Origin of the sequence: uncultured Pontibacter sp. (genome assembly GCF_947502515.1) — a bacterium.
Lineage (GTDB): Bacteria > Bacteroidota > Bacteroidia > Cytophagales > Hymenobacteraceae > Pontibacter.
The window spans coordinates 16,296-41,668 of sequence record NZ_CANNAI010000006.1 but is presented as its reverse complement, the minus strand read 5'-3'; the positions used below and the strand labels follow the sequence as shown (position 1 = coordinate 41,668).

Sequence of the window (25,373 nt, the reverse complement as noted above, 5' to 3'; positions counted from 1 at the left end):
ATATTTTAAGAAATAGTTATATATTTAGCTGAATATTCTTTTTGCGTATGGCCCACTTTTACAAACAAACTTTCCGTACATTTTGTCTGTCCGTCATCTTCCTGTTTTGCCAACTGGCGGCAAATGCGGTTCCCAAAACAATCTCAACGGCTCCCATACCTTTCTGGACGAAGCAAATACCCCTGCGTTTGCAAACAAACGTTGCTCCCGAAGATGTGAACGATGGCTACCATTACCTGCAACGCTCCATTCAGTGGGAAGTGGCGCGGGAGGAAGCCTATTTTCACAACACCTATAAGATTACGACAGAAGAAGGCGTACAGAACAGCTCTGAACTGCAACTCTCCTTCGACCCTAACCACGAAAAGCTATACCTGCACAAGGTAATAGTTTGGCGTAATGGAAAGCCCATCGACAAGCTGGATCTAAGCAAAGTGAAGGTCATTCAGCGGGAGCAGGGACTGGAGCAGCGCATTTTTGATGAAAGCCTTACTGCCCTTCTTGTTTTGGAGGATATTCGGGTAGGTGACCTGGTGGAGTATGCCTGGAGCATTAAAGGGCGTAACCCGGTTTTTGAGGGAAAGTTTTTTACTTCCTTTTATCTGCAGTTTTACGACCCGGTGGATGAGCTACTGGTGCACATTCTGATGCCTGAGCAGCGCAAGTTGCACTACAAACTTCATAAGACTGAACATAAACCGACTGTTGTTACGGCTAACGGTAACACCAGCTATACCTGGCATTTGACAAACTTGCCAGCCACCACCGTAGACAGTGATGTGCCTGGCTGGTATGATCCCTTTCCGGGCGCCATGGTCTCAGAATACAATTCCTGGAAAGAAGTAGTAGATTGGGCGCTACCCATGTACGAACTGAACGAGACGCCCTCCAAAGCGCTGCAGGCTGTAATTGACAGCATCAGGACGACAGCCAGGACAAAGGAGGAATGGCTGGTGTCGGCCTTGCGCTTTGTGCAGGATGAGGTACGCTACCTGGGTATGGAAGCTGGTATAGGTGGGTATAAGCCACGATCTCCCTCCCAAGTGTTTGCGCAGCGTTTCGGTGACTGCAAAGACAAGTCGCTGCTGTTGGCCACCATGCTCAAACACCTCGGCATTGAGGCCTACCCGGCTCTGGTAAACTCCAACTCCAAAGGGCAGGTCAAAAACGGCTTGCCATCGCCCTATGCCTTTAACCATTGCATTGTGCAGGTCAATCTGCGAGGCTCCAGACTCTGGTACGATCCTACCATCAGCAAGCAGCGCGGCACTTCGCACTCCAACTACATACCCGATTACCAGCAGGCGCTTGTGCTAAGCCCTGCCTCAAAGGGTCTGACAGAAGTTATACCCCCAATTGCGAACAATGGCGGTATAAAAGTGCTGGAAACGTTTCTGTTTGACGATGTAGGTGGGGCCGTCACGTTGCAGGTGAAGACAGAATACACCGGTTGGGAGGCGGACATGCAGCGCAGCCGTTTTGCGACTACCAGCCTAAAAGAAATTCAAAAGGCTTATCTGAACTTTTATGCCAACAATTTTCCGGATATAGAAATGACCCAACCCGTGGACTTCATTGACTACGAGCAGGGTAATAAGTTCACGATACTGGAGGAATACAGCATTGAAAATCTTTGGGAGGAACTGGAAGGTATGAATGGGCAGGTACGGGCGACCTTCTTTCCAAAAGTGCTACGTGATTACATTAACACGCCACGTACCAGCAAGCGCACCATGCCCATGGGCTTGTCCTACCCGGTAAGCGTGGAACATGAGATACAGCTGTTCCTGCCGGAGCCCTGGCCCGTGAGCCCAGAGGTCAAAGAAGTAAAAGACGATGCCTTTACTTATAAAAGTGTCGTTTCTTATGCCAGCACGGGCAACTTGCTTACGCTCCACTATACCTACAGCATACTGCAGGACCACGTATTGCCAGAGAACATGAGCGCATTCATGCGCAACCAGAAGATCATGCTGGATGACATGGGTTACAGTCTGAACTACAATACCAGCACGGCAGTTGGGGATGGTTCCGGTTTTAGTTGGATCATGCTGGTGGTGGCGCTATTGGCACTGGGAGCGGCAATTTATGGGGGCTATAGGCTATACCACTACGACCCGAACCCGGCACCGGGTTTTAGCTTAGGGGAGGCGGAGACTATTGGCGGCTGGCTACTCGTTCCGCTTATCGTTCTTTTCGTAACGCCACTGGGAGGTATAATAACAGTACTGCGCAGCAACTACTTTAATCAAACTATGTGGGAGAACCTGGTTCTGCCCTCCTCACAGACGTTCGCTCCCGAGTTGGCCGGCCTTATACTGGTTGAGCTGATTCTAAACATAGGTTTTGTGGTATTCAGTATACTGCTACTAATCCTTTTCCTAAAGAAGCGCAGTAGTGTACCTGAACTGATGAAAGCTTTCTATGTTGCGAATGCGTTGTTCGTAATAGGTGAATACGTGGCACTTGAATCCATGCATTTGCCATTCGAGATGGATAAAACCAGTCCTTCCCAAGCTGTCCGTGCTGTTATACTGGCGGCAATCTGGGTACCATACTTCCACTTGTCCCATCGCGTGAAAGACACCTTCGTAAAAATGCTGCATCCACCTTTGGAAGTGGAACATGATCATTCAGTAATAGAAATAGCGGACGAGGTAGAAGTGAGCAGTAATGATATGGGTTAGGCTTTTGCAAGGGTGATAAGAATTATAAGTAGCATCCTCTCAATATAGATTTTTACTATATTTTTTAAGTACAGGCATATCCTGCGCAAATACAGCACGATGTTTGAGCAGAATAAGGTTAAAACATTAAGTTAAAACCTATGAAACGAACTTTACTATTAGCGCTGGCCTGGAGCGCCCTCTCACTCGCGGGCTGCACATCATCCCTGTATCCTGAAATAGACGAGCGACTAACCACCATTCCAACACAGCCGCATAATAACGAAATTGAAGTATTCTTCAGAGGGGAGTGGCCACAAGAGGAATACATTAAATTGGCAGCAATTGAGGTACACGGAGGTGAAAACACGGCCTATATTGATATGATAAGGGGCCTGCAGATGAAAGCCAGGCGCTATGGTGCCGATGCGGTAATGGTGCAGGAGAATAATCTTACCGGGGATGTGTACTCTAACAGAGTAGGTAATATAGAAACTGCCAGGTGGTCTATATTATCAGCTGTAGCGATCAAGTATAGGAAGAATCTGGACACAGGCCTGATGCCCAAATACCAGCAGGTAGAGGTATACGATCGGGCTACAAATGCTTTCCAGCCAGTGCTCACACTCGCTTTCACCCCTGATGGAGTAATACAGGAAAAGGAAGAACTGCATGAGAATGCAGCTGTCATATATAACAATTACATTGGCAAGTACACCATGCAAAACCTGCGTCAGTCCGGGGCTGGCTGGTCGCATCGTACGCAGGAAGGCTACGTGGTAGAGCGACAACTCCACAGAGATGGTATGCTGCAAAAGAGTATGGAGTTCGACTACGATACATTCAGACGCCTAAAGCGAATCCGTATCAAAAGCCTGAAAGACATGTCGGAAGAGATAAATTATGCTTATGACGAGGAAGGCAGGCTAAGCCAGCGTACCATCCTGCGAAGCGACAGACCTTACATACAGGAGGAATATACTTACGACGCTAGTGGCAAAGCCAATCAAGTACTAATCTATAATACTAACTTGCCTGTAAAATCACCGCTTCTGCGCAGTACCTATACCTATTATACCTTGGAGGAAATCTGAAAGCCGGCTTCTGCAGTATAGTAGCCTATGACGCGCTACTTGCTGCTTTTCCTGACGGGCTTTGCCCATGCACTCCTGATCCTGCTTTACACAGATCTGACAGGTGATGAAGCGTTGTTTTACAGGAAAATGGGGCTAATGGCGGCGGTTCCCCTATTTGCTTTCGCATCGTGGCTCACGCTGTTCAGTATGCGACTGGGGGCACTGGTGTCTTTGCCTTCTTTACTGGTGCTTATTTACTGGAACCTCCGTACTGCCGAGCACAGCATGGGGCAGTATACGGTTTTTGATTCAGCGATCGCCATTACGCATTTGGTCGCCGGGTTGCTGGCTATGGTGACCCTGATGACTAGCCTGCGCTACGTTTTCAAGTCTAAGATACCATGGGGGAGAGGCACCCCCTCGCCAGGACTGGTGCTAAAACTGCTGCTGGCAGCTATACCTGCAACGCTGGGCGCAGCTTATGTGCTGTATGCCTAGTGGGAATGCTATAATCGGGAGCGAATAGGTAGAATGAAAAGGGATTTGAGTCAGAAAGGTACAGGGCTAAAATGAGAAAAGCCCCGTCAAAATGACCGGGGCCTTCTCTCACCTTAAAACAAACTAATCTAAACTTTAACTAACCTTATCTTTATACCTGCCGTGGCAGAATGTATATCATTTTTTCAAAACTGTGCAGGACACAGCTAATAAAATTCAAAAAAATCAGAGGGAGATTTGTGATTTTGGAAATTGCTTAACATATTAGCTTTCCGGTTATGTATCTCTCTCAAATCGGGTGCAAAATTATGATTTTGTTTTTCTAAAAAAAAGCAAAACGTATAAATATTTTTGTACTTTATGTATATGTCTGACTGTCAGGTATATAATTTTCAATTCTCCTCGATTTTCTTTCCCGTTATTCCTTAGCAGTAGCTCATTGTAACCTAGGCGTTGGTCTGGGTACGCTCTTTCACTAACCATGAAATGCTTGAAGCAGGTGTGAAATATCTGCTGCGCTTTGCCAAATCCTGTGCATAAAAAAGGCAGGCAAAAGATACGGCTGCGGACGCCGCTCTTTTGCCTGCCTTTTCCTTTGTCCTGGCTCTACTCTAAATCATAGCGACCGTCTTATTGTCGATCTGGGTGCCGTAGGTGTTTTTATAATGCACCTTACGTTCCAAGGCCTCAATTATAGGGGTAGAGAAGTCAACGCCTTCCAGCTCACTTACATCAGATAGGCCCCCGGGGCTGAACACATTTATTTCCATCAGTTTATTGCCTACTATATCCAGGCCCACCATGAACATGCCATCCTGTATCAGTTTAGGACGCACCAATTCTACGAGGTCCAGCATGGTCTGGTCTACTTTCACCGACTGCGCCGAACCACCTGCATGCAGGTTGCTTCGTATGTCGTCTTTGGCGCCCACACGGCGCAGAGCGCAGTATTTTCCTTTGTGCTGCAATGCCTCACCGTTTACTACAAACAGGCGCACATCGCCTTCAGTGGCCTGTGGTAGGTACTCCTGCGCAATAACGTAACCGTCGCGACTGATAGCCTCCACAATTTGGTTTAGGTTAGTCGAGTCGTTCTTCTTTACCATAAACACACCTGAGCCACCCGAACCCTGTAGCGGCTTCAGGATGATGTTGTTTTTCTGCTCCTGGAAGAATTGCTTTATCTCCTCCTTATCGCGGGTGATCAGGGTGCGGGGGCGTACGGCCTCCGGGAAGTGCTGGAAGTACATCTTATTCACCGCATCGGAGAGCGAAGTGGGGTCGTTGAGCACGATCACACCGTGGCGCAGGGCCAGTTGCCCGAAAATAATACCTGCATTCTGTGCCCAGGCTCTGCCTTCTCCTTCAGCAGAAGGGTCGTTGCGCAGCATCAGCACATCCAGGTCTGGAGCTGTAACACGTACCTGAATGGCCTTCTCGCCCTGTATGGCATCCAGGTAAGTGGCAGGTGATTTATACTTATGCTTCGGGTCAGCCTGCACGGCAGTGGCTCCCATGTAGCCATCAGGGTAGTAGGCAAGGTCTCCCACACCCATCAAAAACACTGTATGGCCCAGATTGTGCATTCGCTGGGCTAAAAATATGGTGGCATAGCCCGGTCTTTCTGTATGTATATCGTTAACTACGAATCCTATTGTCATGTCTATATATAAGTATTTGTTGGGATTAATTTTCCAGTAAGTTAAATACTGATATCCCTGCTTTTAGTTTTTGCAATTTGGGCTGTGCGGCCGGATCGGTGAGGTAGCGGGGCCGTATGGGAACGGGGCGCAGCACCTGGCGGTAAATCAATTCCTGCACAATGGGAATGTACTCCTGCCGGATCTTGCCGATCAGGAGCGGCTCCAGCTCGTGGCCTTCTTTGAGGTACTGCAAAAGGTGCACGAGCCCGCGCAGGTATACGGCATCTTTGGTGAGCCCGCCCCCCCGATGCACTCGCATGGTTACGTTAAAAGCCGTTTCCTCATCAAAGTTATATTCCTCTTTGAGGCGGCAGAAGTTGTCGGTGAAGCTGCAGCCTTTGGTGAGGTGGTGCACGGCCACTACCCGGGCGGCCAGTATGCGCAGCCGGTCCTGGTCGAGGCCGCCCACTAGGTACTCACTCAGCACAGCCAGTCCTTCCTGCAGCTCCTCGTAGCCCGGCACGCCCACATAGAGCTGCTGCAGTGGCTGTGCCTTTCCGTTAAAGTAGGTGAGGATGTGCGTGCCGACTTCGTGCTGAATCAGCGCCTGCGCCCTGTGCCGGGGGATTTTGGCATCAGTGCCGATGTTGAGTCTCCCTTTGGAAACGATCAACCCCACAATGTCTTTGCGAATGTCCACCCCTGAATCAAGCGCCGGATACTGATCCTTCAGAAAGGCTATCTCCTGCTCAGCCAGTGCGGCGAACTCGTCTACAGGTATAAGTGGCACGTCCTGTTCACGCATTGGCTCGGGTATAGCGGCCAGTATACCTTCGGCCACTTTGAGCAGCTGCTCGTCCACACCACCAAACAGCTGCAGACTGCTGTACAGAAAGTCAGGTGTATTGCGGTCGGCGAGCATGGTCAGGGTCTTGTCTAACTCGTGGCGCTTGTCGCGGAACAGGAAAGCCAGCGTTGGGTCCTCTACCTTCTCGATGGGTATATTGTAGAGCTTGCGCTTGAGCAGGTCGGCATCCATAGGCATCAGGCGGTAATGGAAGTTGGGCGCCTGCTTAAACTTCTTCTGGCGGAACTCTTCCCAGGCCTCATCAGCATTGACGGGTGTGACGAGCAACAGAAACCGGAACTGGTCGCTGATGGAAGTAAGCTGCTTGTCGATGCGCCAGACGGCGGGCACGACGGCTTGGCGGCCAAGCGCCTGAAAGTGTTTGGGCTGATGGGTAGTCTGGACCCGCACAAAGTCGAACACGGCCTTTTTGATAGCGCTCGATACATGGCCACGGAGCGTACGCTGCAGCATGGGGTATACCTGACCGGAGTTAGCCTGGCGATAGATAGGTTTCAGTTCCAGCCCGAGCATTAGGGTACTGTGCTGTTTCAGTTCTTCTTCGCTCATCAAGCTGTTGGAGCCTTCCAGCAAAGCCTGGTTAGATGCCGTGGCCACTGTGACAGGCAGGCCGCTGATCTTGATGCTGGCCAATTCAGTTTTGAGTGTGCGGATGGTGGCAGGTAGTGCCTGTTCCGGCCCGAGCACTCTGAAAGTCGGGCTGTCAGCGGCACTTATATCCGGTGCGGCAAAGAGCTCGAGCACCATGAAAGCACCAAACTCGTCGGCCATGGCTTTGGCAATCCCTCTTATCAACTGCCGCAGTTCGGGTGTCTGTTCTTCGCGGGCGATGATATAGGCAGCCTCGGCCTTTACAAAATCGGCGGTAGCATGGTCGGGCTGACCCGCCGGGTGGCGGTAAAGCACCAGAAAGGGCAGTGGCCTGTCGATGTGCAGCAAGCCGCCCTCAGGCAGCCGGCGCCTCACCCGGCGACTCCGCTTCAAAGTCCGAACGATGCCTTTTATGAATATGTCAGAGATCGTGTCGGGCATCATTATAAGGTTTTGCATACCTGCTCCCGCGCCTGCAGGACAGGTTCAGTCGTGCTTTGCAGTGCGCTTTTGATTTCCTGCAATTGCGCCTCGTCAGGTTTACCAGTCCACTCATCCATAAAGAACTTTTTGAACTCAATGGAGATGACACAGGCGCGGTCGGGGAAGGTATCGTGAATCCAGCGCATGAAGTGTCCGCCTTCGAATTTCACGTTCTCGCGCACATCCAAGTGGCGGCCCTGGTAATCGTATTGCTGCAGGCTTTGGGTAAAAGCATCTACGACTGGAGCCCATAGCTGGCGGTTCATGTTGCCGGTGCCAAGGTTTACTTCCGGGTTTTCCTGCGGGTCGGCCTCTGAGCCATTGGCTCCTTCGCGGCGGTGGTTGTAGGTATGCAGGTCGTACACCACAAAGCAGCCGTGCCGGTCGGCTATACCTTGCAGCATCTGCTTCACATCGGCATAAAACTGGTCGTAGCGGGCCAACGACTCCTGTGCCAGTTCCTCAGGCAACTCATCTTTCCAGACAGTGAGCCCCCAAGCATCTTCAGGTTTGCGGTAGATGGCTTTGTCGCGGGAGCGGTTCAGGTCCATCTCGAAGCGGGAGTTTAAACCAATGATCCGGTTGTCTGTTATACTTACCCAGCCCGCCGTATAAGGGTCTTCCTCGCGAAGGCGTTCATCGGAGTTTAGCGAAAAAAGACTTTGGATATTTTCGCGCACCTGGTGCCCGTCGTGTATAGCTGTGGCAATGAGAGGGCTATGCCCGGTAGTGATAGAATAATATGATTGTGCTTGTGTTGGGTCAGGCATAAAATCTTTTTGAAAACTTTTACCCGATATGGATCCCTAAGGTTATTTGATAGACTTATTTGTTTAAACCTTGATATTCAGTCACGAACAAATCATAGTTATCATGTAAAAGCTTAGGGTGATATAGTTGGCAGATTGACTTGAAATGAATAGATTTAAAAGACTATAACAAATTAAGATATTACAAAGTATAGCTATATACCAATTGTTTCACCATAAATCGGAAGTGCCTATGCGTCAGATTTACAAGAATACGCTATTAGCTATTGTGATTTTCTTACTGATTCTGCTGATGCAGAGCCTTAGGAATAGTGGCCTATACCTGGCAGAAACACTCCCACTGGGTTTATGGTATGCCATTGGGCTGACCGGCGCTTTGGTGACGGGCAGGGCAATGCTTGCCTATACCCGTTAGACTTTCAAGCTTGTATAATACGTCTGCTGCCTTATCTTTACAGAAAGAGAATAAGTTTTGCAGATGGAAAACAGCTATGCAGCAGTGGCCTCCGAAAAAGAGGACAATCAACTGCTGGAAATACTAAGGGAACATGCAGCGTATGAGCCGGAAGCTATACTGGCTGTGATCGCTGAGATTGAAAGAAGAAGCATAGAAGCCCCAGACCTGGAGCAGATAAAGCAGGAAACCCTGCAAGCACTGGAGTTGCGCGAAAAACAAGTCAATCCAAACCCCGCAGCTCCAACTTCCTTCACAGAAAAACTCAAAGACTTCTGGACACTCTTCGTGCCGCAGCGGCACTACTTTGTCACACCCATCCTGATCAATACCAATATCGTCATTTTTGTGCTGCTGGCGCTGGCAGGTATGCATGTGCTCTCACCAGAAGGGGAAGACCTCGTAAATGCAGGTGCCAACTTTGGGCCCTATACCCTGACGGGTGAGCCATGGCGACTATTTACCTCTATGTTCCTGCACATCGGCATCATACACCTGCTCGTGAATATGTACGCACTGGCCAGTATAGGCGGTGCCTTAGAGCCGCTGGTGGGCCGCAGGCAGTTTATCATAGCCTATGTGCTTTGTGGGCTGGCAGGCAGTCTGGCGAGTCTTTGGTGGGACCAACAGCGCATCAGCGCCGGTGCCTCCGGGGCTATCTTTGGCATGTTCGGTATGTTCATGACCATGGTGCTGCTGGAGCGGCAAATGACCTGGACTGAGAAAAAAGGCATGGTGCTCAACTTGCTTGGTGTGATTGTAGTGAACCTGCTTTTCGGCCTGAAAGGCGGTATAGATAATGCAGCCCACACAGGCGGGCTGGTACTGGGTATCGCTTACGGGGCTGTACTGATGCTGCGATCCGGCAGGTTTTTTACGCAGCACTACGACTTGAGGGGTAGTATCGTAACGGCGGCGCTGGTGTTGGGCGGTTTTGTGGGCCTATACCTGCAGATACCAACTGAGAATGCTAAATACCTAACCATATTGGACCGCTTTGGTGAGCGGGAAACCGCGGCAATGGTTGTGATGCAGGAAATGGAGCAGAATGCCAGCCTGATCAATGGTGGCAAATACCTGCAGGGCCTGGAGCAAGGTATAACTTTGTGGGACGAGAGTATCCAAGAACTGATGGCACTGCAGGAATTGCCTGCTCTGGGCGAACAGCAGGCAAAGGAGGTCGAGATACTGCTCAGCTATACGCAACTTCGCAAAACATCCTACTCGATGATGCGTGACGATATTCGTAACAACCGTCCTTGGATGCATCAGGAGCAACAACGGGTGCTGTGGGCCATCGGCACATTTGTGCAGGACTTAAACAACCTGCGCGAAGGCAAACCCGCTATGGCGCATGGAAACCTGAACCAAATGCCACTGCCAGATGCACTGGAAGAAGCCACAGGGCTTGATCTGGAGACAAAACCACTCATTGTGCTCGACGGGGAGGTATTGGAAGGTATAGCTCCTGATGAGGTAGAAGATTATGTGGACCATGACGAAATTGAGGCAGTATCGGTACTGAAAGGAGAAGAAGCCGTCGCAAAGTATGGCCAGAAAGCTAAAAACGGTGTGATTGAGATAATCACAAAGGAGCAGTAGCCTGGCTGATAACCCAATAGGCTCATATCAGGTACTTATAAAGGCGCGCTTCCATTTGACCACTAACTCAAAAAGCTACCTCCGTGCCTTACAAAGACATTCCCGAAAACAACATGATCATCTGCCCCCACTGCGGGCAGGAAGTGCCGCATAAAAACCGCTGCCCTAACTGCGGACAGTATCTGCCCAGGCGCGAAAAGAAGAAGTGGAAGATCCCGAAAATGACCCCGACGGAGATTTTCCTGGCCATCCTGGGCTCTATTATGCTGATGGTGGGTCTGATAGCCTTTTAGCCTGCCATGCACACGCTGCTGCATCCGGTCTTTCTGGTTTGTGCGCTGCTTTTTGTCGGTAACCAGGCGCTGGAACTGGCCGGCTTTTACTTTCCCCTGCTCTTCAGCTACCTTGACGATCTGCTGGCCATGCCCATCGTGCTCACCATCATACTGGCTGCTGAGCGAATCTACTTTCAGAATGACAAGTTTGTGTTGCCACTTGCCTGGTTAGTAGTGACAGTCGTGGCTTTTAGCGTCTTCTTTGAGCTTCTGCTCCCGCCCATCTACTCCAAACACACCGCCGACTGGCTCGATGTAATGGCCTATACCTTGGGAGCGCTGATTTTTCAGTTCTCGATCAATAAGCCTTTATCGCGGCCTTCTCACAGGCGTTAGCCTATACCTGCTCCTTACCTTTTTTGCAGCGAATTCTCAAAAAGTATGATTTTTTTCTGGTGCTCAAGCAACCTTTCCGGAATCTATGCATCTATTAGGCAGTAAGAAGCTTCAGAGAAGGTATAGCCTGCTGCTGAGCCGCTAAACTCTTAACCAAAACCATCAAGCAAAATAAAACTATGAACACTATCAACATCTACAGAACGCTTGCTTCATTTCTTATAATGGCCTTTGTGCTGACAAGCCTAACAGCAACGGCCCAAAATCGTCGCAACCTGAAGGGTGAAGGCGAACCCGTATCACAGAACAGAACGGTATCGGGCTTCAAAGGTATAAATGTGAGCGGTGGCTTCGCAGTAGAGGTAACCCAGAGTGGAAATGAGGGCGTACGCATCGAAGCGCAGGAAAACCTGCTTAACAGTATTCGGACAGAAGTAAAAAACGGTGTGCTCCACATTTATACTTCCGACAACATCAGTACAACCAAAGGTCTGAAGGCTTATGTGTCAATCAAAGAGTTAAACATGATCGATATAAGCGGCGGCGTGAAAGTAATGGGTAACTCTACTTTTAAATCTGATGCATTCAGCATGGACCTGAGCGGCGGCTCCAAAGTAATACTGGCACTCAACACTAAGAAGCTGACAGCCAACATGAGCGGCGCCAGTAAAGTAGAGCTAAGCGGCCGTGCCGATGAAATGCGCATGGACATGTCAGGAGCATCCAAAGTAGACGCGTCTGAACTGGAGGCCAAGAACGTGAATATAGAAGCCAGCGGGGCCAGCAATGTGAAAGTGTTTGCCCAGAACAAACTGAACGTAAATGCTTCGGGTGCTACTAAAGTTGCTTACAAAGGCGACCCTAGCGTATCGTCTAATGTGTCGGCCGCAGCCAAAATTTCTAAAATGTAAGAGAATACATCGCATAGAAAGCAGAAAAGGGCAGCCCGCTGGGTTGCCCTTTTCTTTTATGATATCTTATACCTATTGGCGTACTGGAACCGGCAGTACGGGCAGACTGGTATGACCCAGTTCGTCAGCAGCCTGTACGGCAAAGAAGTAGTTATCTTTCGAGTAAGGCAGCGTCACTTTCGTGTCTTTCACAAAAAACTTCTTATCCCAGGTCTGGCTGCTGGTTTCGCGCATCAGGATGTAATAGCCGGCTGGTTTTTTGCCTTTTGTCGGGGCTTCCCACTTTAGGTCTGTCTTATTGGTGAGGTTGGCAGTGAGTACGCCTACTTTCTCCGGAGCATGCGGTGCACGGCCCAGGTTTGCCATGGTGGCCAGGTTCACGGCTGTGTTCTTGCGCAGGTATTCGAAGTCCATGAACTCCGTAAGGTCGCCGAATTGCTTGCCGTTCTCTTTGCGCACATCCTGGTGCTGGTGGTCAAAGTCTTCATTCATCTCACTCATGCGCACCGCGGCATAGCCTTGCTGGTTAAATGGTGTATGGTCACCACCGCGCAGAAAGCGGTCCGGACGGTAACCGAGCACCACCTCGATCTGGTCAACGTAAGTCTCTCCGGTCATTTTCATGTAGCGGGCCAGGTTGCGGCTTGGGCCGTCGTTTTCAGAACCTAGGGTACGGCGCAAGCGAGTCTGTTCTTCGGTTTCATTGGAAGGAGTAGCTTCGCTGAAGACACGCACACGGGTATTGTCATGGATGCCCATCTCAGCAGAGTAGGAGTTGCCCACGATGTCGTTGTTGAGCACAGCCACCAGGTTCCAGCCCTCTTTTTTCACACGCTCTGCCATGTGACGGGAGCCGTACAGGCCCTGTTCTTCTCCCTGGAAAGCTACAAACACGAGTGTTGCTGGAAACTGACGCGAAGCCATCACGCGGGCCATCTCCATTACAATCGCCACACCAGAGGCGTCGTCGTTAGCACCAGGGGCTTTGCTTTTGGCGTCCATTACATCGGTAGCGCGAGAGTCAAGGTGCCCAGCCACAATGATCACACGGTCATCGTTCGGGTCAGTACCCTTGAGCGTGGCAACTACGTTAGCCATTTCCACATCCTGCGGTATGCGGCGGCCGTCGCCCTTTACGGTATAGCGGTCCATATCCACGGTCATGCGGCCGTTGGAGGCCTTGGCGTATTTCTCAAACTCCGACTTTACCCACTCACGGGCGGCGCCTATACCTCTTTTTTTGTCAGTGGTGGAGCTAAGAGAGTGGCGGGTTTCAAAGGAAACCATTTTCTCAACAAGCGCCCGCAGGTTGTCTGCCGACACTTCATTGACCATTTTCTGAATCTCTTCGTCGTGGGTAGCAGGTGCTTGCGCTACAGCGGTTTGGCTAAGGTATAGCCCTGCCAGCATGCAGAGCGCCAGCAGTCGGGTGAACTTTGTTTTGTAAGTCATTTGTGTTAGGTGAGTTCGATAAAGTGCTCGTTCGTTTAGTATTAGATTCTAAATATAAGCACCTTCAGGAAAGAATGAAAAAGAATAGCTGCACCAATGCCTTAGTCAGCACAGGTATAGCAGAAAAGTGAAAGTCACTCCAGCTAGCCTACAGCGTATAGGCTAACCGGCAACGCTCGCCTTCGAGCTTATAAAGTTCTGCTTCCACGGCGATGCCATGTTTAGCTTCGGCAAGCTCTGTTTGGTAGCGCTGGGCCAGTTCGCGGCGCTTGATGGCCTCCAGAAACCGGCGGGCATCCTCGCGGCTTTCCAAAGTGAGGCCGGGCACCTGGGTGGGTTTATCATCATCGCCTTTGGCCACCATCGTGAAGTATGAGGTATTGGTATGCTTGACTATACCTGTTTTCACGTTTTCAGCGATCACTTTTATACCTACCATCAGCGAGGTGTTGCCCACATAATTCACCGAAGCCAGCAGCGACACCAGCTCACCTACCTCTACAGGCTGCAGAAAATGCACGCCGTCTACTGTTACAGTCACACAGTAATTGCCGGCATGTTTGGCGGAGCAGGCATAAGCCACCTTGTCCATGAGCGAGAGCAGGATGCCGCCATGGATTTTGCCGCCAAAGTTGGCGTAGCTCGGGATCATGAGCTCGGTGAGGGTGGTGCGGGAGTAGGAAACAGGTCGGAATGCAGGTATAGCCATACGTTTGTGGAGTGAGTTATGGCAGGGTATACGGGGCTATACCTCAAAAGGGATGCAGAGACTGTAGCATTGAAGGTATAGCCAGCAGGTATAGCGCTTATAAAAACACCACTTCTTTCACGACCTCATCGCCCATGGTACGGTTGAGCAGGTCGACCACCTTGCTTTTGCTCATGTTGAGTTCGTGCTTAAGTGGGGCAGAGGTGAGGCGCACAAAGAGCTTCTGGTCTTTGAAGTAAAGCTCCTTGGTTTTCATGGCAATCGGTTTGCCCATGATTTCCTCCCAACGCTGCACCAGGTCTACCTCATTGAGCTTGCCCTGCAGCCGGTAGGCCTTCAGCAACCCTTTGATGCTGTCGCCGATGGTCTGCACGTCAGCCTTTCGCTTCGCAATCTCCTCTTTCTTCTTGTAGTAGCGCACGGGGTGGTTGGTTTTTGAATGAGTGGTGGAGTGAATGAGTGAATCAGAGATGCAAAATTAAGCAATCAACTTCACCGTTCCCTCCTTTACATCAAATCTACGGATACTTTCTGACAGGTTCTCGAGTATTTTATCTGTTCGTTCGAGATGCGTGTCAGTCAGGAAGATCTGGCCGAAGGTATGGGCGGCGACCATTTGCATGAGTTTGGTGATGCGCTTCTCGTCGAGACGGTCGAAGATGTCGTCGAGGAGGAGGAGGGGCTTGTGGTGCTGGCGCTCGTCCATTACCTCGAAGTGCGCTAGCTTGAGAGCAATCACATAGCTCTTCTGCTGGCCTTGGGAGCCAAAATTCTTCACGGGGTTGCCGTCCATCAGGAACACGAAGTCGTCTTTATGCGTGCCCACGGTGGTGCGCTGCAGGGCGCGATCCTTCTGCTCCGCTTGCTCCAGCAGTTGGGCAAAGTTGGCGCCGGGGAGTTGACTTTTGTAAGTCAGCGTCACGGTTTCGCTGCTATCAGAAATGTGGCGGTAGTGCTTTTGAAACACCGGCTCAAAGGTCTCCAGGAAAGCCATGCGCTCCTGCGCGAGTTGCTCACCCAATGGCACCAGCTGCTCGTTGAGGATGTGCAGGTAGTCGCGGTCGTAGTAGCGGCGCTCAGCAAACTGCTTGAGAAGCGAGTTGCGCTGCTTGAGGATATAGTTGTATTGGATCAGCTGCTCCAAGTAGGTATGGTTGAGCTGTGAGATCAGGCTGTCGAAGTACTTGCGACGTTCCTCGCTGCCTTCCCGGATCAGGTCCGTATCGTAGGGCGAGATCAGCACCACCGGGAAACGACCTATATGATCGCTCATCTTCTCATAAGCCACTTTGTTGTGTACGACCGTTTTCTTCTGGCCCTGCTTCAGGCTGCAGGTCACGGTGTGCTTTTCTTCATCGATCTTAAAGCGTCCCTTCACCATAAAATACTCTTCGCCCTGCTTGATATTGAGGGCATCGGAGCTGTTGAAGGCGCTGCGGGTCATGGAAAGGTAATGGATGGCGTCGAGCAGGTTGGTTTTGCCGCTGCCATTGTCGCCGATAAAGCAATTGATGTGCGGCGAGAAACTAATGTTAGCTTCGTCGTAGTTCTTGAAAAACAGCAGACTTAGATTTTCGAGGAGCATTAGTTTCTTCTTTGATTACTTTTTCCTTAATTTCGCAAGCTAAAACCCGACAGTAGCCTGATTTGCCGTCCATTGAGGCCCGAATCTCGCTAAAAAAGCTGTACGGACAACAATAACGATACACAAATACCCATGGCTGATACGAAAGAAAAGGCAAAAGCGAAGTCGCAGAAAGCAAAGGTACAGGCTGAACCAACATTTTCAAAAGAGACTTACATGTGGTGGTACGAGTCGATGAAACTCATCCGCCGCTTCGAAGAAAAAACAGGCCAGCTGTATGGCCAGCAGAAAATCAAAGGCTTTTGCCACCTTTACATCGGCCAGGAAGCCTGTGTGGCAGGTGCTGTAACAGCCCTCGAGAAAGGTGACAAATGGATCACTGCTTACCGTGACCACGCTCATCCACTAGCCCTCGGCACATCGCCAGGCGCTGTAATGGCTGAAATGTTTGCGAAAGCTACTGGTTGCTCTAAGGGCAAAGGTGGCTCGATGCACATGTTCGACAAAGAAGTAAACTTCGTTGGCGGGCACGGCATCGTGGGCGGTCAGGTGCCACTAGGCGCTGGTTTGGCCTTCGCTGAGAAGTATAACAAGACCGGCAAGCTGTGCATCTGCTACATGGGTGACGGTGCGGTACGCCAGGGTGCATTCCATGAGGCCCTGAACATGGCCATGACCTGGAAGCTGCCTGTGATCTTCGTAATCGAGAACAACGGCTACGCGATGGGTACTTCGGTAACGCGTACCTCTAACGTAAACGACCTGTACAAACTGGGTCATGCTTACGAAATGCCATCTGAGCCAGTAGAGGCTATGAGCGTGGAGAACGTGCACAACGCCGTGGCGAAAGCTGCTGAGCGTGCCCGTGCCGGCGAAGGACCTACTTTGCTTGAGTTCAAGACATACCGCTACAAAGGTCACTCTATGTCTGACCCTGCCAAGTACAGAACCAAAGAAGAACTGGAAGACTACAAAGGCCGCGACTCGATAGAATCTGTAAAAGCAACTATCCTAAAGAATGGCTGGGCGACAGAAGAGGAGCTGGACGAGATCGACGAGAAGCAGAAGCAGATCGTGGCCGAGGCCGTGAAATTTGCCGAGGAGTCTCCATATCCGGATCCTTCTGAGCTGTACACCGACATTTATGTGGAGCCGGACTATCCATATATAATGGACTAAATTCTAAATATTTAAGGATTAGGAATTAAAAAACATAAATTTGATGTTCTGATCTTATATGAGATTTGGAACGAATCGCTTTTAATTTCTATTTTTGAGTTCTTATTTCAATAAACTAATGGCAAAAGAGACAGTACAGAAGCACAGCGAGTTTGAGGAGCTGGTAGAAAATCCGGATGCGTTGGCAGAGCGCCTGACAACAGGATCTGAGGATTTCGTGAAGAAAAACAAAACCAAGCTGCTCGGTGTGTTTGCCGCCATTGCCGCTATCATTGTTGCAGGTTTCCTGTATTATAACCACCGCACTACTCAGAACCAGGAGGCACATGAAGCCATGTTCCAGGCAGTGTATTATTTCGAGGCAGACTCTTTGAACAAAGCCCTGAACGGCGACGGTCAGTATGATGGTTTGTTGAGTATTGCAGACGAGTACAGTGGAACTGAAGCAGGCAATCTGGCTAAATTCTATGCTGGTGTTGCATTGTTGAAGCAGGGTAACTTCGCAGAGGCGCAGTCGCACCTGGAAGACTTTAAGTCTGACGACTACCTGATGCAGGCACGTGCTTACAGCCTGACAGGTGATGCACTTTCTGAGCAAGGCAACTACAAGGAAGCAGCTGACCTGTATAACAAAGCTGCTAACCACAACAGCAACCCATACTTCTCGCCACAGTACCTGATGAAGGCTGCCGTAGCTTACGAAGCTGCCAACGACTTCCAGGCTGCTGCTAACACGTACGACAAGATCATCAAAGATTTTGTAACATCGGCTGAAGTAACAGACGCCAAGAAGTTTAAAGCACGCGCTGAGGCAATGTCTGGCGCAGCTGCCAACTAAGATCTGACAGGCTAACGCCTAACTATAAAAAGCGCTTTTGTCTCTTTGGCAGAAGCGCTTCTTTTTTTAAGTTCATGGGCTAGTGCAGAGCGCTATAAAGGTGTATGAAACGGTACTATACCTAATAACTTGTATCTGCAGGCTCAACAATCAACTAATTAACCATCAACAATAATCATATGGCGACTTCTCTCAAAAACCTGAACGCTTACAAGAAAGAAGGCTTCGGCGATATATCTGACAAGAAATTCGGTATTGTAGTGGCTGACTGGCACAGCGAAATCACGGATGTACTGTGTGCTGGCGCCATCGAAACACTACTGCAGCATGGCGCTAAGAAGGAGAACATTTTCCGGAACACAGTACCGGGCAGCTTCGAATTGACACTGGGAGCGCAGTTCCTGGCTATACAAGAAGAGATCGATGCGGTGATCTGTATCGGAGTGGTTATCAAAGGCGATACAAAGCACGATGATTACATCAACCATGCCGTGGCCAATGGGCTGACCAATGTTTCGCTTAAGTTTAACAAGCCGGTTTCGTTTGGTCTGGTTACGACCAACAACCTGGAGCAGGCATTGGACAGAGCCGGTGGTAAGCACGGTAACAAAGGTATAGAGGCAGCAGCAGCAGTTATTCACATGCTGAGCTTCTAATGACTCCGGTATAGGTGAGTATAAAAGAGGCCCCCGCTTATTAAAAGCAGGGGCCCTCTTTTATTTACTTGAATGAATGCAGGTATAGGGATTAAAAATTATAACCGATGGTTAAACCTGGCCGAACGCTGAATCCTCCTCCTAAAATCATATCGCCGATGATACCCGTATCAAAGTCCTCTTCGGTGCCAACATTCACCTTCAGGTTGCCCCCGTTGTAGCCGGCGCCTAAAAACACATCAAAAGTAAAGCCGCTGTTAAACACCCATTGATTTCCGATAGCCACGCCAGCACCTACTGGTTTATAAGTAGCACTGTAGTCGCGGCCTTCTTCATCCTGCTTCTCTACTGTTAATTTAAAACTCCTGATACGGCCATAGCCAGCCACATAAGGGCCCATAGGTGCCACCTTGTTTTCAGAGAAATAATAGCGCAACTCAGGTGTGAAGCCATATCCCTTGAACTGAATGTTAGAAATAGAAACACCTGTAACAGAGGCTCCCAACTGTGCGCTCAGGTTGTCTGTGATGGCATACTCCAGAAAACCGGAGCCAGTAAGTGCAAAGGCACTGAGAGGATTTACCTTGATAACAGCTCTCTTTGGCTGTTGTGCTTGAGCATAAGCATGTTGCGTGCCGGTAAAAAAAAGAGCCGCAGCGGCAAAGGCAAGTATTATTTTGTTTTTCATATATTGAAGTGAGTAATCCAAAACTTAATTAGCCTGGGTGTATTTCAGGCTGCCTGCAAGTTCCATTCCAGTATTGGAGCAAATCAAATAAAAGAGCGGAAAGACAAAATTATAATTAAAATAAAGAAGGCAGGTAGCAAATTATAGATATAACTTCTATTTTTGCACGAAATTTAGCTTAAATAATAACCTGAACATCAGAGTGGTTCGGTTTTTGGGCTTAAAATTTAAGCATTAAACTTAATCACCCTTGTTGCTGTTGATAAGCACGAGAGCGTTGCTCTTAACAGGGAGAGGTTTTTTAGCTTACCAGACAAGAAACTACAACCTAGTTCTAAGATAGTATAATGAATACAAACGAAGAGAAACAGCGGTATTCCCGTGAGGAATTGGCAGAGTTTGAAGCAATCATTCTTGAGAAGCTAACCAATGCGCGTAAGGAAGTAACGTTTATCAAAGAGACCCTGAGTCGCAGAAACGACTCTGGTACTGATAACACGGCATCTCCAACCAAAGTATTGGAAGATGGAGCAGATACAGCGGAGAAGGAAAGCCTGAACCAGTTGGCATCACGTCAGATGAAGTTCATCCAGCAGTTGGAGAATGCGCTTATCCGCATCAAAAACGGCACTTACGGTGTTTGTATCGTGACAGGCAAGCTGATCCCGAAAGAGAGACTGCGCGCCGTGCCACATACACAGCATACCATCGAAGCCAAGCTTCAGCGTAACGACTAGTACACTTATACCTTGAATATACTGCAAAACCACATTCAGGCACTGGTTTTTTGTGCCCAATCGCCAATAAGCATCGAAGAGATACAGCGCTGCCTTACGGAGTCGCTGCAAATGGAGGTGCTGGTGAGCGACGTGCTCGAAGCCGTTGAAAACATCAATGCGCAGCTGAATGATGCAGGTTTTGCTTTTCAGATATACGCTATCGGGGGCGGGTACCAGTTTCTGACGAAACCGGAGTACCAGGAAACGGTGAGCACCTATCTGAAGCATAAGTCAAAAAAGAAATTGTCAGCGTCTTCTCTGGAGACGCTGGCAATTATTGCCTACAAGCAGCCGATCACCCGCTCGGCCGTAGAGCAGATTCGTGGCGTGGGCTGCGACTATGCGATCCACAAACTATTAGAAAAAGAGCTTATCGAGATCAAGGGTAAAGCCGATACCATAGGGAGACCCGTACTATACGGCACGTCTCAAAAGTTCATGGATTACTTCGGTATTAACCACATCAAGGACCTTCCGCAGCTAAAGGATTTCGCCTCAGAAGAAAACATGATTGGCGAAATAGCCGATTAGCGAACCCCCATCATTCATTAGAGTATACTATTCTTATATATACTGCACACACAGGTACAGTAGCGATACTGCATCGATAATAATTATACAATGGCAACAGAAAACGAAAGACCATCCCGCAACAACGACGGAGAAGGCAGAAGATCGTCTGACAGAAACGAGTCAGGCAGGCCGTACAATGATCGCGGCGAAAAGAAAATCTTTAACAGAAGAGATAAAGGCGAAGGAAGAGATGGCGGAGAGCGCCGCTCTTACGGAAACGATAGAAGAGAAGACCGCGGAGACCGCAAATCATACGGCGACCGTCGCGAAGGCGGTGAGCGTCGCAGCTTCGGAGGCGACAGAGAGCGTCGCGAAGGTGGTGATCGCAAGCCTTACGGAGATCGCAGAGAGGGAGGCGAAAGACGCTCCTTCGGCGGCGACCGCGAGCGTAAGCCATACGGTGACAGAAGAGAGGGTGGCGAACGTCGCTCTTTTGGAGGAGACCGTGAGCGCAAGCCATATGGCGACCGCAATGAGGGTGGCGAACGCAGATCATACGGTGATCGCAAAGAAGGCGGAGAACGTCGCTTTGACGCTGAACGTGGCGAAAGGAAATCCTTTGACCGCGACAACAGAGAAGAAAGAGGCGAGCGTCGATCTTTCGGTGAGAACCGTGAAGAGCGAGGTGAGCGTCGTTCATATGGCAACGACCGTCGTGAAGGCGGAGAACGCAGATCTTTCGGTGGTGACAGAGAGCGTAAACCATACGGCGATCGTCGCGAAGGCGGCGAGAGAAAGCCTTATGGGGATCGCAGAGAATCAGGTGAAGGCCGTTCATTTGGGGGAGACCGCGAGCGCAAGCCATACAGTGACCGCAGAGAAGGCGGAGAAAGAGAAGAGCGTGGTGAACGCCGTAGCTTTAATGACCGCCGCGAAGGGGGTGACCGTGGTGAAAGACGTTCATTCGGAGGAGATCGCAGAGAAGGCGGTGAGCGTCGCAGCTTTGGTGATCGACGTGAAGGCGGTGATCGCGGCGAACGCAGATCCTTCGATCGTAAAGATAAATTCAGTAAAGGGGACGGAGAGCGCCGTGGCCGCAGTTTTGACCGCAACTCCGATTCAGAGCACAACCCGGAGACGCCAAACTACGACCTGCGCCGCTACAAAGACAACCCACGCATCAAGAAAACCAACCGCAAAGGTGAGGAGGAAGACGGAAGCATCCGTTTGAACCGCTATATCGCCAATGCCGGGGTATGTTCTCGTCGCGAAGCAGATGAACTTATCCTATCAGGTGAGATCAAGGTGAATGGTGAAGTTGTGACGGAAATGGGCTTCAAAGTACAGCCTTCTGATACTGTGATGTACGGTAAGAAAGTGCTGAACCGTGAGAAGATGGTGTACGTGCTGCTGAATAAGCCGAAAGACTTCATCACAACGACTGAAGACCCTGAAGGGCGCAAGACAGTGATGAGCCTCGTGGAGAAAGCTTCAAAAGAGCGTATCTTCCCGGTTGGCCGCCTGGATCGTAACACGACCGGTCTGTTGCTGTTCACCAACGATGGTGAACTGGCCCAGAAGCTGACGCACCCGTCTAACGAGATCAAAAAAATCTACCAGGTAGAGCTGGATAAGCCAATCACCAAAGACGATTTCCAGAAAGTAGTGGAAGGCGTGGAGTTGGAAGATGGCAAAGCGATGGTAGACGACGTGGCTATGCTGGGTGACTCCAAGAAGTTCCTCGGACTGGAGATTCACATTGGACGTAACCGTATCGTGCGCCGCATATTCGAGCACCTGGGATACGAAGTAGTGACACTTGACCGTGTGCAGTATGCCGGCCTTACAAAGAAGGACCTGCCGCGCAGCGAGTGGCGCTACCTCACCGAAAAAGAAGTGATCCGTTTGAAATACTTCATGTAATATATGCGCAGCATCGCTATTGACATCGGTAATACGGGGGGCAAATACGGCATTTTTGAAGATGATGCCCTTGTCTCGCAAGGGAGTTTCAAAGAGCAGGAAGGTTTACCGCAAGAGGTAGCATCCCAGTCCTTTGACCATGCCATTATCGCCTCAGTAAGTGTTGACGCAGCAAAGATCCAAGCAGGGCTGTCAGTGTCCGGAAGCATCGTATTGCTTTCGGCGCAGACAGCCCTGCCTGTTTCTAACGATTACAAAACACCGGAGACGCTTGGGGCAGACCGTATTGCAGCGGCTGTGGCGGCAAATTATTTCTTCCCGGGCCGCAATTGCCTGACCATTGATGCGGGTACGGCGATCACGTACGACTTCATTGATGAACGTGGTCATTACCAGGGCGGAGGTATAGCACCCGGCATCCAAATGAAATTCAAGGCGCTGCATAATTTTACAGGCCGCCTTCCGTTAGTACAAGGAATCCACGAAAACTTTCCTTTGATCGGGCAGACCACGCAGGAGTCACTGGAGAGCGGTGTGCTGGGCGGTACAGTGGCGGAAGTGGCAGGTATAATCAGCGTATATCGCCAAAAATCAGATAAACTGGTGGTTATACTTTGTGGAGGAGACGCAGGATTTTTTGAAAGTACCATAAAACACCCCATCTTTGTAATTCCTGAACTGGTCCTGATTGGGCTTCAAAGAATATTAAGACATAATGTATAAAACGCTCCGTTTACTTATTTGCGCATCCGTGCTGTGCCTGGCGCAGGGCGTGCAGGCGCAAAGCATCGGTAACTCGCCTTATTCCCGTTACGGACTGGGAGAACTCAACACAAACTTAGGTAACTTAAGAACGGCAGGCATGGGCGATGTGGGCGTAAGCACAGGCAACAGCTTCCATTCCAACACGGCAAACCCGGCACTGCTATACTACAACAGCATTACTGTATTTGATGTCGGTATAGCTGGCAGGTATAAAACCCTCAGAAACTCGACCCAGTCACAGCGAGATGGCGATGCCAACTTGTCTTACCTGACACTGGGAGTGCCTATTACCAAGCGCTGGAGCTCAGCCGTTAGCCTGAGACCCTACAGCTCGGTTGACTATAACATCAGAAACATGGGCTCGCTGCCTAACCGGCAGGAAGCAGTTGTGATAAACGAGTACAGCGGCGAAGGCGGGATTTCAGAGATCTACTTCGGGCATGGTTTCCGGATCGTGAATGGACTGACAATCGGAGCAAGCGCCTCTTACCTGTTTGGTACTATTTCTCAGGAATCTTCTTCCATCGTAGCTGATACCTCCATTAGCAACACCTCGCTGGAGCGGGTTGCCTATGTAGAGCGTACCCGTTATACTGATTTCCTTTTCAGAGCTGGAGCCAACTACCGTAAGAAAGTCGCCGATAAGGCTTTTCTGAGCGCGGGTGCAGTTTATACCCTGGGCGTGGACATGAATGCGAAGCGAATGTCTGCTTACGAGCGTCGTGACCTGGGAGATGCCCTTAAGGGAAGTCCTATGCTGCCTGACAGTGTAGAAACTTCCGTGAATGTTCCACCAAGTCTGAACGCTTCCATCAGCTACGACAATGGGTCTAACCTGACCATCGGTACGGAGTTTATGATGCAGGACTGGTCTGACTACCGCAACCTGGATGGGGAGCAGAGAATGGGCAACAGCTACAAAATCAGCCTGGGCGGAGAGTATACGCCTAACCCTACTGCCATCGACAGCTACCTGAAGCGCGTAACCTACCGCGCCGGTCTTCGCTATGGCCAGAGCCCGTATGTCATCAACGGAGAAAACATCAAGGACATGGCTGTTACAGGTGGCCTGACGCTCCCGATCGGGCGAGGCAATTACTTTGAGCCGCCTTACCAGTTCAACATAATGATGGGCTACGGCAAGAGAGGCACAACAGACAACGGCCTGATCGCTGAGGACTACTTTCAGTTCGGTGCGGGCGTGACAGTTAATACACGCTGGTTTGTAAAACGTAGGATAGAGTAAACTATTCCGACCTTAAAAGCATTATTAAAACAGGCCGTTCTGACGACGGTCTTTTTTAATTTTTAGTATCTTCACTTTAGATAAGTAAAAAAGCATGCCGAGATCTATTTTTTCAGTGCTGATCGCTTTGCTGGTCATGTTGACAGCTGCTTGCGGTACAGACCTGAGAGACCCGGACCAGGAAAAGAAATATGATGGCCCGTTTAGGGAGACAGCCAATGTGCTGACGCTCTACAGCGACTCAGCCAAGGTGCTCATCAGGCTGCAGGCACCCATGCAGGCAGACTACGAAAACGGCGATATGATTTTTCCGGACGGAATTGATGTCGAGTTTCTGGAAAAGGGAGAGAGCGTGACCTCTACGCTGCGGGCCAACTACGGCAAGCAGGAGCGAAACAAGGACCTATACCTGGTGCGGGGCAACGTGATTGTGCACAACCTGCAGAAGCAGGAAAAACTCGAGACAGAGGAACTTTACTGGAACAAAGCCAAAGCCCAGATCTATACAGACAAGTTTGTTAAGATTACGACGCCTGAGGAAATTCTGATGGGTCACGGTCTGGAGGCAAACCAGGACTTTACAAATTATAGAATCAAAAAAGTGACGGGCGTATTCAGCCTGAAGGAATAATGAACCAAAAACTGGTTAATACTATTTTACTATCGTTAGCTTTTGTGGCCATGGTGATTGGCGTGCACAGAAGTATACAAGAGTCTGATATAGCAGGCAATTACTGGATCTACATGATCGGCTTTATGCTGTACATCGTGTACCATTACCGCAAGAAGAAACAGACCGAATAGTCT

26 protein-coding genes are annotated in these 25,373 nt (G+C 49.9%); 18 read left to right on the top strand and 8 right to left on the bottom strand.

Translation table 11 applies throughout. The features are described 5' to 3' along the window. The first annotated feature begins 47 nt into the window (after positions 1-47). The 3 genes from Q1A54_RS15075 to Q1A54_RS15065 all read left to right on the top strand — a co-directional run bounded on the left by Q1A54_RS15075 (position 48) and on the right by Q1A54_RS15065 (position 4,240). Positions 48-2,687, top strand: coding sequence for a DUF3857 domain-containing protein (locus Q1A54_RS15075; protein ID WP_299989890.1), 2,640 nt, complete (start codon positions 48-50; stop codon positions 2,685-2,687). A 140-nt stretch (positions 2,688-2,827) separates the two neighbouring features. Next, positions 2,828-3,760, top strand: coding sequence for a hypothetical protein (locus Q1A54_RS15070; protein WP_299989887.1), 933 nt, complete (start codon positions 2,828-2,830; stop codon positions 3,758-3,760). A gap of 27 nt (positions 3,761-3,787) precedes the next feature. Next, the gene (locus Q1A54_RS15065) at positions 3,788-4,240 is read left to right on the top strand and encodes a hypothetical protein (protein ID WP_299989884.1); all 453 of its coding nucleotides are present in this window, start codon (positions 3,788-3,790) and stop codon (positions 4,238-4,240) included. Positions 4,241-4,851: 611 nt separating this feature from the next. Here the strand turns inward: Q1A54_RS15065 and Q1A54_RS15060 are convergent. Genes Q1A54_RS15060 through Q1A54_RS15050 form a run of 3 tightly spaced genes read right to left on the bottom strand, consistent with a single transcriptional unit; the run spans position 4,852 to position 8,595 of the window. Further along, on the bottom strand, positions 4,852-5,901 hold the full coding sequence (locus Q1A54_RS15060) for a glutathione synthetase (RefSeq protein WP_299989882.1): 1,050 nt from the start codon (positions 5,899-5,901) through the stop codon (positions 4,852-4,854). A 25-nt stretch (positions 5,902-5,926) separates the two neighbouring features. Next, positions 5,927-7,801: a tyrosine/phenylalanine carboxypeptidase domain-containing protein gene (locus tag Q1A54_RS15055; RefSeq protein WP_299989879.1), complete on the bottom strand. Its 1,875-nt coding sequence runs from the start codon at positions 7,799-7,801 to the stop codon at positions 5,927-5,929. Further along, positions 7,786-8,595 carry an N-formylglutamate amidohydrolase gene (locus tag Q1A54_RS15050; protein ID WP_299989877.1) on the bottom strand — a complete coding sequence of 270 codons (810 nt, stop codon included), beginning with the start codon at positions 8,593-8,595 and terminating at the stop codon, positions 7,786-7,788. Before Q1A54_RS15050 ends, Q1A54_RS15055 begins: the two co-directional genes overlap by 16 nt. Positions 8,596-8,827: 232 nt before the next feature. Between Q1A54_RS15050 and Q1A54_RS15045 the strand changes: the two genes are divergently transcribed. From Q1A54_RS15045 to Q1A54_RS15025, 5 genes are all read left to right on the top strand, one after another. Continuing rightward, a complete protein-coding gene (locus Q1A54_RS15045) occupies positions 8,828-9,010 on the top strand; it encodes a hypothetical protein (RefSeq protein ID WP_196116437.1) in 183 nt (60 codons plus the stop codon). Between the two features lie 63 nt (positions 9,011-9,073). Beyond that, positions 9,074-10,651 (top strand): rhomboid family intramembrane serine protease, encoded by a 1,578-nt coding sequence (locus Q1A54_RS15040; RefSeq protein ID WP_299989874.1) that lies wholly within the window; start codon positions 9,074-9,076, stop codon positions 10,649-10,651. A gap of 83 nt (positions 10,652-10,734) precedes the next feature. Beyond that, positions 10,735-10,944, top strand: a complete 210-nt coding sequence (locus Q1A54_RS15035; RefSeq protein ID WP_196116435.1) for a hypothetical protein — start codon at positions 10,735-10,737, stop codon at positions 10,942-10,944. A 6-nt stretch (positions 10,945-10,950) separates the two neighbouring features. Then, the gene (locus Q1A54_RS15030; RefSeq protein WP_299989871.1) at positions 10,951-11,322 is read left to right on the top strand and encodes a hypothetical protein; all 372 of its coding nucleotides are present in this window, start codon (positions 10,951-10,953) and stop codon (positions 11,320-11,322) included. A gap of 179 nt (positions 11,323-11,501) precedes the next feature. Beyond that, positions 11,502-12,233, top strand: coding sequence for a head GIN domain-containing protein (locus tag Q1A54_RS15025; protein ID WP_299989868.1), 732 nt, complete (start codon positions 11,502-11,504; stop codon positions 12,231-12,233). 72 nt (positions 12,234-12,305) lie between these two features. Here the strand turns inward: Q1A54_RS15025 and Q1A54_RS15020 are convergent, their stop codons facing one another. From Q1A54_RS15020 to recF, 4 genes are all read right to left on the bottom strand, one after another. Continuing rightward, positions 12,306-13,685: a M28 family metallopeptidase gene (locus Q1A54_RS15020; protein WP_299989865.1), complete on the bottom strand. Its 1,380-nt coding sequence runs from the start codon at positions 13,683-13,685 to the stop codon at positions 12,306-12,308. Between the two features lie 148 nt (positions 13,686-13,833). Continuing rightward, the gene (locus tag Q1A54_RS15015; RefSeq protein ID WP_196116424.1) at positions 13,834-14,394 is read right to left on the bottom strand and encodes an acyl-CoA thioesterase; all 561 of its coding nucleotides are present in this window, start codon (positions 14,392-14,394) and stop codon (positions 13,834-13,836) included. 97 nt (positions 14,395-14,491) lie between these two features. Continuing rightward, a complete protein-coding gene (locus Q1A54_RS15010) occupies positions 14,492-14,815 on the bottom strand; it encodes a DUF721 domain-containing protein (protein ID WP_299989862.1) in 324 nt (107 codons plus the stop codon). A gap of 57 nt (positions 14,816-14,872) precedes the next feature. Continuing rightward, positions 14,873-15,979, bottom strand: coding sequence for a DNA replication/repair protein RecF (gene recF, locus Q1A54_RS15005; RefSeq protein ID WP_299989859.1), 1,107 nt, complete (start codon positions 15,977-15,979; stop codon positions 14,873-14,875). A 132-nt stretch (positions 15,980-16,111) separates the two neighbouring features. Between recF and pdhA the strand changes: the two genes are divergently transcribed. The 3 genes from pdhA to ribH all read left to right on the top strand — a co-directional run bounded on the left by pdhA (position 16,112) and on the right by ribH (position 18,652). Next, positions 16,112-17,158: a pyruvate dehydrogenase (acetyl-transferring) E1 component subunit alpha gene (gene pdhA, locus Q1A54_RS15000; RefSeq protein WP_299989856.1), complete on the top strand. Its 1,047-nt coding sequence runs from the start codon at positions 16,112-16,114 to the stop codon at positions 17,156-17,158. 118 nt (positions 17,159-17,276) lie between these two features. Beyond that, a complete protein-coding gene (locus Q1A54_RS14995) occupies positions 17,277-17,996 on the top strand; it encodes a tetratricopeptide repeat protein (protein WP_299989853.1) in 720 nt (239 codons plus the stop codon). A 179-nt stretch (positions 17,997-18,175) separates the two neighbouring features. After that, positions 18,176-18,652: a 6,7-dimethyl-8-ribityllumazine synthase gene (ribH, locus tag Q1A54_RS14990; RefSeq protein ID WP_299989850.1), complete on the top strand. Its 477-nt coding sequence runs from the start codon at positions 18,176-18,178 to the stop codon at positions 18,650-18,652. A gap of 91 nt (positions 18,653-18,743) precedes the next feature. On the opposite strand, the gene Q1A54_RS14985 is transcribed toward ribH, so the two are convergent. After that, the gene (locus tag Q1A54_RS14985) at positions 18,744-19,340 is read right to left on the bottom strand and encodes a DUF3575 domain-containing protein (protein WP_299989846.1); all 597 of its coding nucleotides are present in this window, start codon (positions 19,338-19,340) and stop codon (positions 18,744-18,746) included. 347 nt (positions 19,341-19,687) lie between these two features. Between Q1A54_RS14985 and Q1A54_RS14980 the strand changes: the two genes are divergently transcribed. From Q1A54_RS14980 to Q1A54_RS14950, 7 genes are all read left to right on the top strand, one after another. Beyond that, entirely contained in the window at positions 19,688-20,077 is a 390-nt protein-coding gene (locus Q1A54_RS14980; RefSeq protein ID WP_007658330.1) for a TraR/DksA C4-type zinc finger protein, read from the top strand. A 12-nt stretch (positions 20,078-20,089) separates the two neighbouring features. Further along, positions 20,090-20,650, top strand: coding sequence for an SMC-Scp complex subunit ScpB (scpB, locus tag Q1A54_RS14975; protein WP_196116414.1), 561 nt, complete (start codon positions 20,090-20,092; stop codon positions 20,648-20,650). A gap of 90 nt (positions 20,651-20,740) precedes the next feature. Beyond that, the gene (locus Q1A54_RS14970) at positions 20,741-22,555 is read left to right on the top strand and encodes a pseudouridine synthase (RefSeq protein WP_299989841.1); all 1,815 of its coding nucleotides are present in this window, start codon (positions 20,741-20,743) and stop codon (positions 22,553-22,555) included. Positions 22,556-22,558: 3 nt separating this feature from the next. After that, complete coding sequence (locus Q1A54_RS14965; protein WP_299989839.1) at positions 22,559-23,278, top strand: type III pantothenate kinase; 720 nt, start codon at positions 22,559-22,561, stop codon at positions 23,276-23,278. Next, positions 23,271-24,566, top strand: a complete 1,296-nt coding sequence (locus tag Q1A54_RS14960) for a hypothetical protein (protein ID WP_196116408.1) — start codon at positions 23,271-23,273, stop codon at positions 24,564-24,566. The genes Q1A54_RS14965 and Q1A54_RS14960 overlap by 8 nt, the downstream gene beginning before the upstream one ends. A 94-nt stretch (positions 24,567-24,660) precedes the next feature. After that, positions 24,661-25,197: an LPS export ABC transporter periplasmic protein LptC gene (gene lptC / locus Q1A54_RS14955; protein ID WP_196116406.1), complete on the top strand. Its 537-nt coding sequence runs from the start codon at positions 24,661-24,663 to the stop codon at positions 25,195-25,197. After that, entirely contained in the window at positions 25,197-25,370 is a 174-nt protein-coding gene (locus Q1A54_RS14950) for a hypothetical protein (RefSeq protein ID WP_155800937.1), read from the top strand. Before lptC ends, Q1A54_RS14950 begins: the two co-directional genes overlap by 1 nt. Positions 25,371-25,373: the final 3 nt, after the last annotated feature.

What these genes read in the sequence shown, in the direction of transcription:
- Q1A54_RS15075 (WP_299989890.1), top strand. Translation starts at nt 48, where the DNA reads ATGGCCCACTTTTACAAACAAACTTTCCGTACATTTTGTCTGTCCGTC.
- Q1A54_RS15070 (WP_299989887.1), top strand. Translation starts at nt 2,828, where the DNA reads ATGAAACGAACTTTACTATTAGCGCTGGCCTGGAGCGCCCTCTCACTC.
- Q1A54_RS15065 (WP_299989884.1), top strand. Translation starts at nt 3,788, where the DNA reads ATGACGCGCTACTTGCTGCTTTTCCTGACGGGCTTTGCCCATGCACTC.
- Q1A54_RS15060 (WP_299989882.1), bottom strand. Translation starts at nt 5,901, where the DNA reads ATGACAATAGGATTCGTAGTTAACGATATACATACAGAAAGACCGGGC.
- Q1A54_RS15055 (WP_299989879.1), bottom strand. Translation starts at nt 7,801, where the DNA reads ATGCAAAACCTTATAATGATGCCCGACACGATCTCTGACATATTCATA.
- Q1A54_RS15050 (WP_299989877.1), bottom strand. Translation starts at nt 8,595, where the DNA reads ATGCCTGACCCAACACAAGCACAATCATATTATTCTATCACTACCGGG.
- Q1A54_RS15045 (WP_196116437.1), top strand. Translation starts at nt 8,828, where the DNA reads ATGCGTCAGATTTACAAGAATACGCTATTAGCTATTGTGATTTTCTTA.
- Q1A54_RS15040 (WP_299989874.1), top strand. Translation starts at nt 9,074, where the DNA reads ATGGAAAACAGCTATGCAGCAGTGGCCTCCGAAAAAGAGGACAATCAA.
- Q1A54_RS15030 (WP_299989871.1), top strand. Translation starts at nt 10,951, where the DNA reads ATGCACACGCTGCTGCATCCGGTCTTTCTGGTTTGTGCGCTGCTTTTT.
- Q1A54_RS15025 (WP_299989868.1), top strand. Translation starts at nt 11,502, where the DNA reads ATGAACACTATCAACATCTACAGAACGCTTGCTTCATTTCTTATAATG.
- Q1A54_RS15020 (WP_299989865.1), bottom strand. Translation starts at nt 13,685, where the DNA reads ATGACTTACAAAACAAAGTTCACCCGACTGCTGGCGCTCTGCATGCTG.
- Q1A54_RS15015 (WP_196116424.1), bottom strand. Translation starts at nt 14,394, where the DNA reads ATGGCTATACCTGCATTCCGACCTGTTTCCTACTCCCGCACCACCCTC.
- recF (WP_299989859.1), bottom strand. Translation starts at nt 15,979, where the DNA reads ATGCTCCTCGAAAATCTAAGTCTGCTGTTTTTCAAGAACTACGACGAA.
- pdhA (WP_299989856.1), top strand. Translation starts at nt 16,112, where the DNA reads ATGGCTGATACGAAAGAAAAGGCAAAAGCGAAGTCGCAGAAAGCAAAG.
- Q1A54_RS14995 (WP_299989853.1), top strand. Translation starts at nt 17,277, where the DNA reads ATGGCAAAAGAGACAGTACAGAAGCACAGCGAGTTTGAGGAGCTGGTA.
- ribH (WP_299989850.1), top strand. Translation starts at nt 18,176, where the DNA reads ATGGCGACTTCTCTCAAAAACCTGAACGCTTACAAGAAAGAAGGCTTC.
- Q1A54_RS14985 (WP_299989846.1), bottom strand. Translation starts at nt 19,340, where the DNA reads ATGAAAAACAAAATAATACTTGCCTTTGCCGCTGCGGCTCTTTTTTTT.
- Q1A54_RS14980 (WP_007658330.1), top strand. Translation starts at nt 19,688, where the DNA reads ATGAATACAAACGAAGAGAAACAGCGGTATTCCCGTGAGGAATTGGCA.
- Q1A54_RS14970 (WP_299989841.1), top strand. Translation starts at nt 20,741, where the DNA reads ATGGCAACAGAAAACGAAAGACCATCCCGCAACAACGACGGAGAAGGC.
- Q1A54_RS14965 (WP_299989839.1), top strand. Translation starts at nt 22,559, where the DNA reads ATGCGCAGCATCGCTATTGACATCGGTAATACGGGGGGCAAATACGGC.
- Q1A54_RS14960 (WP_196116408.1), top strand. Translation starts at nt 23,271, where the DNA reads ATGTATAAAACGCTCCGTTTACTTATTTGCGCATCCGTGCTGTGCCTG.
- lptC (WP_196116406.1), top strand. Translation starts at nt 24,661, where the DNA reads ATGCCGAGATCTATTTTTTCAGTGCTGATCGCTTTGCTGGTCATGTTG.
- Q1A54_RS14950 (WP_155800937.1), top strand. Translation starts at nt 25,197, where the DNA reads ATGAACCAAAAACTGGTTAATACTATTTTACTATCGTTAGCTTTTGTG.